The following is a 12719-nucleotide window of genomic DNA, read 5'->3' on the forward strand; positions in this document are numbered from 1 at the left end:
GCAGCGGCCGCGTCAGGCGATAATGTCTGGCGTCAGGCGGTCTTCGATGCGTGAAATGATGTCTTTCAGCCGCAGTTTCTGCTTTTTCAAACGCTGGATTGTCAGCTGTTCGCCTGTGCCGCGATCAACCAGCGCGTGGATGGCATCGTCGAGGTCACGGTGTTCCTGCTTGAAGACCTCAAGCTCAACCCGCAGCACGTCATCGGTTTTCATCGACAGATCGCCGGAGTCGCTCATCCTGGGCATCCTTGTTCTTGATTTGGTACAAACATAGTCGCTCGCGCGCCATGTGCAAAGCGCCAGAAGCGCGCGGGTGGCATTTGTATGCCGATGGCCGCTGGGTCTTGCTTTGCCTGGTGCGCAGCCCCATATTATTGGTTGCGCCGGTTGCCAGAAAGGGATGGGCGCGTGACTGTCGCTTTGCACAAGGACGTGTCGATGAGCAAACATACTTTGGGGGCTTACCCCCACATGCTGGGGTTTGAACAACTCGAGCGGCTTTTGGAACGCACCGCCAAGACGGGCAACGAAGGCTATCCTCCGTTCAATATCGAACAGACTTCGGATTTTTCGTATCGCATCACGCTGGCTGTGGCCGGTTTTGCCGAAGATGATCTGAGCATCACTGTGGAAGATCGCCAATTGGTGATCCGAGGTCGGCAAAGCGATGACAGTGAGGGGCGTGTGTTCCTGCACCGCGGCATCGCAGCACGTCAGTTTCAACGCAGCTTTGTGTTGGCGGACGGTGTCGATGTGGGTGAAGCGGCGATGGAAAACGGCCTCCTACATGTCGATCTGACACGGGCCAAGCCCGAGACAGTGGTGCAAACAATCCAGATAAAGAAGGGGTAGAGCAGTGTATGACGCATATGAATTTGAAACAGACGAGTTTGCCGGCCATGTGGCTGACCGGATTGTGTATGTCCGCCCAGTAGAACTCGCGGATCTGCCCGAAGAGGTTCAGGAGCAGGTTGAAGACGGCGAAACGCTTTATGCGGTGCATGACGCCGATGGCGAACGACTGGCGTTGGTGAAAGACCGAAAGCTGGCGTTTATGCTGGCGCGCGATCACGATTACTCGCCGGTGGCGGTGCATTAGCGCTGTCAAATCGGCTGAGATGGGAGCCCATTGCGAGGGATCGCGGTGGGTTTTGTTTTTTTGAGTGGGCTGGTATGCGGACGTTGCTGCTGTTCGCCAAATCTGAACCAGTGGCAGTTCCCAGCCCAAAGCAGACATGACGTTCCGACACCAAGGGCGGATTGCAGACATTCGCTGCAATTGCAAGATACACTCTCGCAATTAAAGAAAGCAGCCATCCAGCCCGTCTTTTCGAGCGCCAAGCATTCAATGAATGCACTCTAAACTCACCTTATGATTACAATCACTCAGGCGGCTCATAAGGATCGGGCGCGCCTGTGGGAATTGGAGGGAACTCTTTAAGCGAAGCCACATGCTTCTCGAGCTGAGGCAGTGCAGCCTTGGGGACCCAAGTATGAGGGAATAGGACGTTGTCCAGTTCTTGTGGATCATTCATCAAGTTGTAGACGCGCGGCATCGTGTACTTCCTTAGCGTACCATTCCAACCGGTCTGCTCGTTAAAGTGCAGCTTCCAGTTACGCCACTTCACGCCGAAGACGTCGTTGCCCATGTATACTATGAATCCTTCCCGACCAGACTCGTCCTGGTCGCCCACGAAAAAACTGGACATATCGACACCGTCTATGACGCGATCTGTCGGTATTTTGCCGCCTGCGACGCTGGCGAGCGTCGGCAAAAGATCCATGGCATGCACAATTTCGTCACTCACGCGGCCTCGTTCGATCTGATCTGGCCAGCGCACTGCAAAGGGGACGCGCAGTGCACCTTCGTATCCTGTAAATAGGGTTGAACGCCATGGTCCGGCTGTTCCGTGAATGGCCGTTTCGACCGTCAACGATGTCTCACCGGGACTTAATGCTTCGGGGCCATTGTCAGCCGTGAAGATGACAATCGTATTATCCGCAACGCCAAGGTCGTCCAAGGTGGCGGTTAACTCCCCGACATAGCTGTCGATCTGCATCAGCAAATCCCCCCAAGGGCCATTTCCAGATTTACCAACGAATTCAGGGTGTGGCATCGTCGGAAAATGGGTTGCAGTGTACGGAAGATAGACAAAGAACGGTTTGTCTTCACCCGCTTGTTTGGTCATGAAATCAATTGCCCGATCAGTCAGATCGCGGTCAATGAGTGGCCTGTATTCCAATGTGTATGGTTTCACTTTTTCTGGAGCACTGCCTTTCACACCTTTCAGGACATAAGTCGGCTCCACTCCACTGCCTTCAAATTCAGCCAACGATGTATAAACAGCTTCGTCAGTCGAATTTGGCACGCCGTACCATTCGTCAAACCCTTGGTCAGTCGGAAAACGCCCTTCGGTGCGACCTAGATGCCACTTGCCATACATTCCTGTTGCGTAACCCGCATCAGCCAGCATTTCTGCCATTGTGACTTCCCACTGCACCAGTCCGTATGTCCCTTCGCCCAACGGGACCACGCCATTTCCACTGCGGATTGCATAGCGGCCTGTCATTATTGCCGAGCGCGAAGGTGTGCATTGGACTTCGACGTTGAAGTTGGTCAGTCGAAGACCTTCTGCAGCGAGTTGATCCAATTCGGGCGTAGCTGCACCACGAATGATCCCGCCACCGTTAAAACCCGGTTCTCCCCAACCGAAGTTGTCCATGAAGATCAAAAGAATATTGGGCTTCTCCTGCGCCAATGCCGGTTGACCAGTGGTCAAGAGAGGCACGAAGAGTAAGGCTGCGGCTAAAAGACTTTTCATGTTGTTCTCCTTAAATGACGAGGCCGTGGGTTGTTGCAATGTCAACTATCCGTGTGCTCAAAACTGAATGCTGAAGGGTAGAGTAGCATAGTCGCCTGACAAGCTGTTTTTGGAATGAACATCGTAACCCACCTAGCGGACAGGTCGATGCTACTGCCCGCTGATTTTGGAATCCATGAAATCGCAGGTGTCTGACATCAGCGTGATTGTCTCGCACTCGCTCAGTGAAACACCAACGCCAGTGTCTTCTTCAATTTCTAGTTCACCTCGGTGATCAATCCTATCTGGCTCACCGGTTCGCTGGCACGCATGAACGGAGAGCATGGATGAGCGGCGGATGCACAGAATTTGGCGGGCCGCATTCAAGGAAAATCTCCCGTCTTGATTGGAGGAAACCTAAATGCGTTTGCCGCGCGGATTAACAGTAATTTTAAAGAGTGAACGTCGGTACATTGCTTTTGAGCTGCTGCGAACAAAACTAGCCCAGAGCATCTCTCAAATCGTCGGAGGTAATCTGAAACGCCTTTCCAAATCCACCGTTCAAAAGGCCACCATTTACGGTGAAACGAACAAATGAGAAGTCTGGAAAATCGATGTATAGTTTTGATTTTGGGTGAGTGGCTAGATAATGGGCCCTCAAACTGTCATGCGCCGGCATTCCTGTGTGAATGAAGCCGGCATCACAATGTAATGTCATACGCGGATGCGTGAGGGGGTCTCCTTTTGGGCCGGGTTCGCCGAGCAATAGCGAGCATCTTTGGTCTGCCTCCAAAGCGGAAAAATGGGTAGCAAGCCGGGAAATCAGGCTCACGGGCATCCCGTGTAGGGTCGTGCCAATGGCAACTCTGGTCACCGAGGGCGCACCGGTTCGGGGATCCAAGACCGCCAAGGCCCCGTAGGTTGCGTCGCGCAAAAGGCCGCGCGCCAAATTTCTGGCGTCGTCATCGGTGGGGCGGATCGGATCTTTTTGAGTCATCTGGCGAACCTTTGAATTGTCGGGTGGATGGGTGTCGTCGGATCAAGCTGGATGGCCTGAGAATACTGCGGCGAGCCTGACCCGCCGCAGTGAGTTTGTTAAGGGTCCGATGCCTCTAAAAGGTCTTGGCCAAGGAGAGTTTGAACGTTCGGCCCGGTGCGGGGCGAGTGGCCAGATGCGGTGTGTAGTCGGCGTCAAACATGTTTTCCACGCCCATGCGCACCTCAAGTCCATTCCAACCAGACGCTTGAGGACGATAGGTGGCGCGAAGGTTGTTGACCAAATTTGAGGCGCTAGGTGAGGTGCTGCGGCTCATTTTCGCGTTTGCCACCACTTCCCAGCTGAGATCCCATTCGCGCCCCCAGCGCTTGCCCAGAGTTAGGCGCAGTTGGTCAGCCGGAATTTGTTCCCAATCCCCGCCGGTACCTGCCGCGTCGGAATGATATTCGCCGCGCTGTAGGTTCAAGTTTACATCCGAATAGAACCCGTTGTCGTGAGAATAGCGCGCCTCAAGTTCCAGACCATGCATGTCTACAGTGTCGATTGGATCAAAGCCTCCGGGCACATTGTAGGACGTGATGTTCCAGATGTCGGTCTTGTAAACCGTGGCCTTAAAAGCAACGGCATCCTGATCGTTGAAGATCCCAGTGTTGGAATAACCGACGCCAAGTTCATAGTTCCGGGCCTTTTCACTTTGCGTCATGAAAAGTGGATTTCCGAGATCGTCAATCACAGGCATGCTTTCGGTATATCCTGCACTGCCAAAGACCGACCATCCGCTGGCAAACTTGTATTGGGCCGACACGCCGCCCATTAGCGCAGAGTTGTCATAAGATGGGTCAAGCAGGTCGTTTGGGGACACGGTCTGATCTTCAAACCGCATGCCTGGCGTGATTGTCAAACCATTGCCAAAATCGATTTCGTCCACAATGAAAACCGCGAGCCGTTCGTCTGTTCCGCCCGGAGCCGAGGACGCATCTAGCCGCTTGCGCTGGCTCAGCTCGACACCAAACCGCATGTCGTGGCTGGCGCGGCCTGTGGTGAACATCGCGTTGTTTTTGAGCAGAAGCTTGCTTGTCTCATAGCGGTGATCGGCATTGACCAGTGGTTCCAGAAACGGCCAGCTTGAGGTGCCTTCCAGTGGGGAGGAGCCAGCAACATAGCTTTGGTCAATCTTTTGATCAGCATAGCTGAACTGCACTTGCAGATCGATCAGATCGTTGTGGACAGGGTTATAGCCATACGTAAGCACACCCGCCGTATTTTCGATGTCGCGATCGACGTTGCCAAAGGAATCTGCGGTTGTGCCAAAGCTGTCATAGGGCACATCGCGCTCTTGAACAGAAGAGTTGCTGAGACTGAATTCCAGACGATGCGCGCGGTCGTCGCCAAAGTGTCCGCGCATTTTCAAAGCATAGGAGGGCAGTGCAAACTCGGAGTTTCCGATCACTGCTCCTGATCCGTCTTTCTGATTGTTTTGAGTGCTGTAGGTCACGTTGCCCAAAACTTCGAAATTCTCGGTGGGTTGCCACGCGAGGATCGAAGAGCTGGAGATCCCATCGCCATTGCTGTTGGCTTGCAGGGTTTGGCGGAAGCGAAACCCGACTTCGCCGCCCGTGAAATCGGCCGCGTCTTTGGTTTCCAACAACAGAACGCCGCCAATGGCGCCAGACCCATATTCAAAGGACCCGCCAAGGCCCCGCAGAACAGTCACCTCTTTATAAAGCTGCGGGTCAGTGAACAGTTGCGTGCTGATGCGGTATAGTTCTTCGGACCCAACTGTGGCCCCGTCGACTTGGATGAGAACTTTCTGGTCGCTGCCGTATGTTCCGTTTGCACCAAACCCTCGGATGTTTATCCCTGAACCTTGTGGCGTTGCGCCGTTGATCAGCGTCACGCCCGGGACACTGTCAACCAACTCGCCAATTGTGGTGGCTTGTCGGTCGTCCATTTCTTCCTGTTCTATAACAGTCACAGACGTTGCGGTTTCCGTTTTGATGTCACGCTTGGAGCGCTTGAGCTCGATTTCGTCCAACAACAAAACGCCATCCACATAGTCGTTTGACGGTCCGTCTTGCGCCAACGCTGGTGTTGCCGAAATGAGGGCCGCGCTACACAGCAGCACGGCCTTGCGAGAGATGCAGGCACGCATAGGTGTCCCCTTCCAATTGATTATTCCTTGGGCTGGCTTGGGGCGCTGGCGTGGAGCTTTTTGATTTGATTCCCGAAGTTTCCATCGAGCGTCTTGCGTTCGATATTAAACATGAGTATTTCTGTCAACATTGTGATTCACCCTCGGATCACGGGCGCCAGCCAAACGCGACAAATCGGTCGCACGCCAGACTGCCCTTCCAAAAAACAGAACAACAGGAGCGCACCATGGCAGTGGCGACCGCTATTTCTTCGCGTGACATTCGTGAAGCCAGACAAGAACATGACAAACTGCGTGAGCGCGATCTCGCGGACAAACTGGGTATTTCAGAAGCCGAACTTGTGGCTGCGCATGTCGGCCACGGCGTGACGCGGATCTCTGCAGACTTGGATCCGTTGTTTTCTGCATTCGAACGACTGGGCGAGGTCATGGCGCTGACCCGAAATCCGTCGTGTGTGATTGAAAAGGTTGGTCAATACGCCAATTACACCTCAGGAGCACACGCCTCTTTGGTGGTTAATGACGCGATTGACTTGCGCATGTTTCCTCGCATTTGGACACATGCATTCGCCGTGGAAAAACAATCAGATCGCGGCCTGAAACGCTCCATTCAGGTGTTTGATGCGGCAGGCGACGCAGTGCACAAAGTGCATTTGCGCGAAACCTCGATCATCGAGGAATGGGCACCTGTTGTTGATGAGCTGAAGATCAGTGATCAGGTTGATACTTTGACTGTCGAACCGCGCGAGCCGGTTGAAGGCCCAAAAGGTGATCCTGCGAAAACTGAGACCTTGCGGGCTGAGTGGGACAAGCTGACCGATACGCACCAGTTCATGCAGTTGACCCGCAAATTGAAGATGAACCGGCTTGGCGCATATCGTCTTGCCGGCACGCCGCACGCCCGCAAGCTCGCGCCAAAGGTTGTTGAGGCCTTACTGCACCGAGCGTCGGAAAAGGAAGTTCCGATCATGATTTTTGTCGGCAACCGTGGCTGCATAGAAATCCACACAGGCCCTGTAAGCCGCATTGTCGACATGGGCCCGTGGATCAACGTGCTGGACAAAGACCATGATTTGCATCTGCGCAAGGATCACATTGCTGAGGTCTACGCGGTGACAAAGAATACACGGCGCGGGCCTGCGATTTCTATCGAGGCTTTCGGCGCGGATGGGGCTTTGATCACGCAGTTCTTCGGGGTGTTGCGTGAAGAAGATGCCGGTGCGAGCTGGAATGCATTAGTAGCGGAGCTTGAGGGCGAATTCTCCGAGGTGACGGCATGATCTGCCGGCGCCCGCGTGCCACATCGTCAGCGATCGTGGCGGCCGCGCTGACCTTGTCATTTGGAACGGCCCCAATGGCTGAAGAAATACCGCAGAGGATCGTCGCAGTTGGTGGCGCCGTCACGGAAATTGTTTATGCGCTCGGCGAAGAAGGCCGGCTTGTGGCCCGCGATACCACGTCGAACCATCCGCCCGCGGCACTGGACTTGCCAGACGTAGGCTATATCCGCGCTTTGTCGGCGGAGGGCGTGCTTTCGGTCAATCCAGACATGATCTTGAGTGAGACCGGTGCAGGCCCGATCGAGACCATCGAATTGCTTCGCGAAGCATCGGTTCCAGTGGTCGAGGTAAGCGATGGCTTTAGCCGAGACGCTATCGGCGAAAAAGTTATGTCGGTGGCTGCAGTATTGGGTGTGCCAGAAAAAGGCGCGGCATTGGCCGCAAAGGTGGATGCCGAGATCGCCGCCGCGATGACCAAGATTGACGCGACACACCGTCCCAAGGTTTTGTTTGTTCTTTCCACCGCAGGTGGGCGCGTCATGGCGGGCGGGCAGAATACCAGCGCGGATGCGATCATCACCCTTGCTGGTGGGCAAAACGCGGCTGTTGGGTTTGAAGGTTTCAAACCGATCACCGACGAGGCCATTGTGACAAGTGGTGCTGAAGTCATCTTGATGATGGATCGAGGCGGTGATCATGACGCCTCACTGGCCGATCTTAAGGCGCACCCATCGCTGGGCCAGACGCCAGCGGCGCAGAAGGGCGCGTTGGTACGCATAGATGGTATGCTTCTTCTCGGGTTTTCTGTGCGCACGGGCCAGGCGATTTCTGATCTCGCGGCTGCACTTGCGAGAGTTGCAAGCTGATGGCGATGGCAGCGGATGTGCCAAGAGGCGTCGCGCTGGCGGGGGATCGGTCTCATCAAGCCAACCGGCTGACCAGTGCGCTTTTGGTGGTCCTTTTTGCCGCCGTGCTTGCATCGCTGGCAATTGGGGCCTCGGGGACTTCTCTGTGGACGACACTGTGGGATTTTTTGCGCGGCGAAGATTTAAGCTTAAGGGACCGTGTGGTACTTTGGGATATTCGCCTGCCGCGCACCTTGATGGGCGCGCTGGTCGGTGCCGCGTTGGCCGTATCTGGTGCCATCATGCAGGGGTTGTTTCGCAACCCGTTGGCGGACCCTGGCTTGATTGGGGTCAGCGCGGGTGCCGGTTTTGGCGCGATTGTCGCCATCGTTCTGGGCGGGCTGTTGCCTTTGGCTTTGCAGGATGTCTTGGGATACTACCTCGTACCCTTTGCGGCCTTTTTGGGAAGTTGGGCCAGCACAATAATCCTTTATCGGGTGTCCACACGCAAAGGTCACACGTCTGTCGCGACAATGCTTCTGGCTGGCATCGCGCTTGGCGCGTTGACGGGCGCGATTTCGGGACTTTTGGTTTACATCGCGGATGACGCACAGCTGCGCACCCTGACATTTTGGGGAATGGGCTCAATCGCCGGGGCGACCTGGTCCAAGCTTTTTACAGCGGCGCCGCTGATGATCGTCGCCTTTATTGCAGCGCCCTTTGTAGCGAAGGGTCTCAATGGACTTGCGCTCGGCGAGGCCGCTGCGAGCCACATGGGGATCGCGGTTCAGCGCACCAAGAACACCGCGATTTTGGCCGTCGCCGCCGCAGTAGGATCAGCCGTCGCGGTCAGCGGAGGCATCGGGTTTGTCGGGATCGTGGTGCCGCATCTGCTTCGATTGGCGGTAGGGCCGGACCACCGCTACCTGCTGCGAAACTCCGCCTTGCTTGGCGCCGCACTGTTGTTGGTGGCTGACATCATCAGTCGCGTGGTCATCGCGCCGGCTGAACTGCCGATCGGGATTATCATGGCGGTGATCGGTGGGCCATTCTTCCTTTGGATATTGCTGCGTCGTCGCGGTATTTTGGACATGTAATCGATGCTTAGAGCAGAAAACATCACCGTTCACTTTGGTCCGCGCACCGTGCTGCACGACGTGTCGTTTGACGCCAAGCCCGGCGCATTGACAGCCATCGTTGGACCAAATGGGTCGGGTAAAACAACGCTCCTGAAAGCCATAACCGGTGAGGCATCTCACGACGGTCAGGTTATGTTGAATGGCCAGAATGCTGGCTCGGCCAAGCCATGGGAGTTGGCCGCAATTCGAGGCGTCCTGCCTCAGACCACGCCGCTCGCCTTCCCTTTTACGGTATCTGAGGTCGTCCGGCTGGGACTGATTTCTGGTGTGACTGCCGACCAAGCCGAAATTATCCCCGCTGCCCTTTCTCGTGTTGGACTGGCGGACTATGGCGCGCGGTTTTATCAGGAACTTTCAGGTGGGGAGCAGCAACGCGTGCAACTGGCTCGGGTCTTGGCGCAAGTCTGGGAACCAATATCAGAGGTGGGTCCGCGTTGGTTGTTTCTTGATGAACCTGTGTCCGCTTTGGACATCGCACATCAGCTGCAAGTGATGCAAATCGCGCGCGACTTTGCCGATGCCGGAGGCGGTGTTGTGGCCGTCATGCACGACCTGAACCTAACGGCCATGTTTGCCGATCAAATCGCCTTGATCAGCGACGGTCGGATTATTGCCCAGTCCACACCCGATGAAATCCTCACCAACGACCTGCTAAGCCGCGCCTACAATTGCGCGGTACAGGTCAACACGCCGCCGTCCAGCGGCACATACATTCTGCCGCATATGGCCTCGATGGGAGTACATTGACATGCATCTTCAAGAACGGTGGGCCGAAGCGCTTTCATTTCTGCAACAAGGTGGCCCAGCAATCTGGGCGATTGCCGCGCTGTCGGTGATCACTGGTGTGCTTATCCTTTGGAAAATATGGCGACTGGTGTTGATGGGGGCTTGGGCGGGGCGCACTACGGAGCATGCCGTGTTGCTCTGGTGCCAAGGTGATCGAAACGGCGCGCAAACTGTGCTTACTGGGCGCCGATCGCTCAGGGCTGTGGTTGCGGCCGCGACAATGACCGTCACCGCGGAGAACAGGCTTTCTTCGGCACAACAACGCGAAGAGATAGAACGGGTAGCGCGCCGCAAATTGGGTGACGCCCGCGTCGGACTGCGCGCACTTGAATTGATCGCCACCATCGCGCCGCTGTTGGGTCTTCTGGGCACGGTTCTTGGTATGATCGCGGCGTTTCAAACGTTGCAGGAAGCGGGATCGCGCGCTGATCCCGCGGACCTTGCTGGCGGAATCTGGGAGGCCCTTTTAACCACGGCGGCAGGCATGGCTGTGGCCATTCCGGCCTCGGTTGCGCTGACGTGGTTTGAATCTGTTGTTCAACGTGCGCAGGAAGACATGGAGGACGCTGCTACCCGAATTCAAACCAGCGCCCCGAACACCCAAGAAGTTCCGCTGGCGGCAGAATAGATGCAGTTCGCACCCGCCCCATCGCGACGCAAGCCAAGCCTCACGCCGATGATAGACGTCGTGTTCTTGTTGTTGGTGTTCTTCATGCTTGCCTCGCGGTTCGGGCAGGATATGGAAATCAAGCTGCCACTCGCCGCCGCTTCGGATCGCCCCTACCAAGGTCCGCCTCGGCTTGTCGAAGTGCGACCTGATGATTTGAGCTTGAATGGAAGCCTCACGCGGGTGGAGGATCTGCTCGCGGATCTAGGTGCGATGATGTTGTCCCATAGCGACACAATCGTGGTGCGCGCCCGTGACGGCGCGGATCTGCAACGCGTTGTCGATGTCATGGGGCGTCTGGCGGACGCCGGATATGAAACGCTGGTGTTGGTGGAGTAAAAATCGTGCAATTTCAGGCATCTCCCAAACGCCCAGCGCGCGAAAGCGTCATTCCGATGATTAACGTGGTTTTTCTGTTGTTGGTGTTCTTTTTGATGACCGCACAGATCACTCCGCCCGAGCCATTTGAAGTGGACCCTCCGCTCGCCAATGCGGAAACGCCCGCGGAAGGGAAAGCCATCCTATTTGTCACGGCCAATGGCGAGATGGCCTTTGAAGACGCTCGCGGAGAGGACGCCGTGTTGTTGGCTTTGCAGGGCTATCCTGAAGAAACGCCGTTGATGCTTCGGGCTGACAAGGGAGTGGGAGCAGAAAAAATCGCGGCGCTGCTGCCTAAACTGGCGGCGGCTGGCGTGCGAAGCCTGAAACTTGTGTCGGCCTCCCGATGAAAACGCTTCAGACATCCTCAGAAGTATTAATGATTGGCGGTTTGGTGGTCGCGGTGCATCTGGCGTTTGTGTCACCGCAGTTGGAGAGCGGCTTGGAGAGTGCAGGTGCAGCGGGCGCGGACATTTTGCAGGTCATGGCGTCAACTGCCAGCATTGCGACGTTGGTCGAAAATTGGGACAGCCCGCCGGAGATCGCTGAGGTGGCTGAAATGCCGACGGCTATGTCAACCGCCTCGCAAATGTCGCCCACCGCTTTGGTTGCCGTTTCCGATCCCGACTTCCCAGCCCCATCTCAAGCGATCAGCCTGACGGTCGGCGCCGCCGATGCGCCTCCCTTGCCTGTTGCGCCTTCCGCAGAGCCACCGAAAGTTTCGCTTCAATCGCCAATCGCGCCTTCCGTTCAGAAACCTCCCAATGCGCCTGCCTTGTTTCCAAAAACAATCCCGCCGCAAGTTGCTCACCCTCCGAAAGCGCCAGCTGTCCCTAAGCCACCGGCGGAGCCGGTCTCACCATCACAAGCGAAGCCCGTCACGCCCCCAAAGTCTGCAGATGAGGCCAAACCAAAGCCTGCCTCACAAAGCGCAATTCAAGTTCAGTCACGCCGGGCTTCTGGTGCCGGGGGAGACACTGCAAAGGGCAACAACGGAAGCGACGACACAGCCACAATTTCAAAGGCAAAACACAAGAGGTTGGCTGTTAAATGGGGGCAACAAATACGCAACCGCGTTGCCCGCCACGCCCCCAAAGGCGTTGGCAAGGGGCGAGCGATCGTTGGCTTCACGGTGGCGGCCAACGGGAAGGTGTCCGCAATCAAATTGCTCAAATCTTCAGGCAACGCGCGGATTGATCAAGCCGCATTAAAATCGGTGCGATTGGCCGGAAACATGCCACGGGCTCCGAGAGGATTGGAGGTGTCTTCAATTCCGATGGCCGTGCCGATTTTTTCAAGCAAGTAAAACGGTTGGTCAATGGGCGATCAAAGAGCGTTTTCTTTAGCCGATAAAGTTCCGCGCGAAATAGTACGCCCGATTTGCGGAAGGGCCGTTCCTGCTTTGGGCTGGGAGCCGCCGTTAGACGCCGCTCGCAGAACAAGCGCAATCGGTTTGAGATTGAGTGATGAGAGAACCAATCGAATATCGCGTTTGTGCGCAAGTATTCAAACCAACTTGGCCGTTATGGCCTTGAGGGGAAATTCGCGGTTTAATCGAAACGCTTGCAACGAGACAAAGTTTCTAAGGCTTTTTTCTTTGTTGGGTATGTTGTGGGGTAAGCCATTACTTTCGAAATTTTAAACGAAAAAAACAAAGGGTAATGGCGGAGAAGG

The 12719-nt window shown here is 55.8% G+C and carries 14 protein-coding genes; 10 read left to right on the forward strand and 4 right to left on the reverse strand.

Annotated features, from left to right (window positions below):
* Positions 1-12 precede the first annotated feature (12 nt).
* Complete coding sequence (locus PG871_RS05250) at positions 13-237, reverse strand: YdcH family protein (RefSeq protein WP_270726844.1); 225 nt, start codon at positions 235-237, stop codon at positions 13-15.
* Between the two features lie 201 nt (positions 238-438).
* Here PG871_RS05250 and PG871_RS05255 point away from each other — a divergent pair, with 201 nt between their 5' ends.
* Both PG871_RS05255 and PG871_RS05260 read left to right on the forward strand, forming a co-directional pair.
* Positions 439-852, forward strand: coding sequence for an Hsp20 family protein (locus tag PG871_RS05255; RefSeq protein WP_270726846.1), 414 nt, complete (start codon positions 439-441; stop codon positions 850-852).
* A 4-nt stretch (positions 853-856) separates the two neighbouring features.
* Entirely contained in the window at positions 857-1099 is a 243-nt protein-coding gene (locus PG871_RS05260; protein WP_270726848.1) for a DUF1150 family protein, read from the forward strand.
* 283 nt (positions 1100-1382) lie between these two features.
* Here PG871_RS05260 and PG871_RS05265 read toward each other — a convergent pair whose 3' ends face one another.
* The 3 genes from PG871_RS05265 to PG871_RS05275 form a co-directional block, all read right to left on the reverse strand.
* A complete protein-coding gene (locus tag PG871_RS05265) occupies positions 1383-2822 on the reverse strand; it encodes an arylsulfatase (RefSeq protein WP_270726851.1) in 1440 nt (479 codons plus the stop codon).
* A gap of 478 nt (positions 2823-3300) precedes the next feature.
* On the reverse strand, positions 3301-3798 hold the full coding sequence (locus PG871_RS05270) for a pyridoxamine 5-phosphate oxidase (RefSeq protein ID WP_270726854.1): 498 nt from the start codon (positions 3796-3798) through the stop codon (positions 3301-3303).
* Positions 3799-3913: 115 nt separating this feature from the next.
* Positions 3914-5950, reverse strand: coding sequence for a TonB-dependent receptor domain-containing protein (locus PG871_RS05275; RefSeq protein WP_270726857.1), 2037 nt, complete (start codon positions 5948-5950; stop codon positions 3914-3916).
* A 227-nt stretch (positions 5951-6177) separates the two neighbouring features.
* On the opposite strand from PG871_RS05275, the gene PG871_RS05280 reads away from it, so the two are divergent.
* The 8 genes from PG871_RS05280 (at position 6178) to PG871_RS05315 (ending at position 12351) form a co-directional block, all read left to right on the forward strand.
* Positions 6178-7230: a hemin-degrading factor gene (locus tag PG871_RS05280; protein ID WP_270726860.1), complete on the forward strand. Its 1053-nt coding sequence runs from the start codon at positions 6178-6180 to the stop codon at positions 7228-7230.
* 74 nt (positions 7231-7304) lie between these two features.
* Entirely contained in the window at positions 7305-8096 is a 792-nt protein-coding gene (locus PG871_RS05285) for a heme/hemin ABC transporter substrate-binding protein (RefSeq protein ID WP_270726862.1), read from the forward strand.
* A gap of 5 nt (positions 8097-8101) precedes the next feature.
* The gene (locus tag PG871_RS05290) at positions 8102-9172 is read left to right on the forward strand and encodes a FecCD family ABC transporter permease (protein WP_270728718.1); all 1071 of its coding nucleotides are present in this window, start codon (positions 8102-8104) and stop codon (positions 9170-9172) included.
* A 3-nt stretch (positions 9173-9175) separates the two neighbouring features.
* Entirely contained in the window at positions 9176-9961 is a 786-nt protein-coding gene (locus PG871_RS05295) for a heme ABC transporter ATP-binding protein (protein ID WP_270726864.1), read from the forward strand.
* 1 nt (position 9962) lies between these two features.
* Positions 9963-10628, forward strand: a complete 666-nt coding sequence (locus PG871_RS05300) for a MotA/TolQ/ExbB proton channel family protein (protein ID WP_270726867.1) — start codon at positions 9963-9965, stop codon at positions 10626-10628.
* A complete protein-coding gene (locus PG871_RS05305; protein WP_270726869.1) occupies positions 10629-11006 on the forward strand; it encodes an ExbD/TolR family protein in 378 nt (125 codons plus the stop codon).
* Between the two features lie 5 nt (positions 11007-11011).
* Positions 11012-11395 carry a biopolymer transporter ExbD gene (locus PG871_RS05310; RefSeq protein ID WP_270726871.1) on the forward strand — a complete coding sequence of 128 codons (384 nt, stop codon included), beginning with the start codon at positions 11012-11014 and terminating at the stop codon, positions 11393-11395.
* A complete protein-coding gene (locus tag PG871_RS05315) occupies positions 11392-12351 on the forward strand; it encodes an energy transducer TonB family protein (protein ID WP_270726874.1) in 960 nt (319 codons plus the stop codon). The genes PG871_RS05310 and PG871_RS05315 overlap by 4 nt, the downstream gene beginning before the upstream one ends.
* Positions 12352-12719: the final 368 nt, after the last annotated feature.

Source organism: Shimia sp. Alg240-R146 (assembly GCF_947331465.1).
Taxonomy (GTDB): Bacteria; Pseudomonadota; Alphaproteobacteria; order Rhodobacterales; family Rhodobacteraceae; genus Shimia.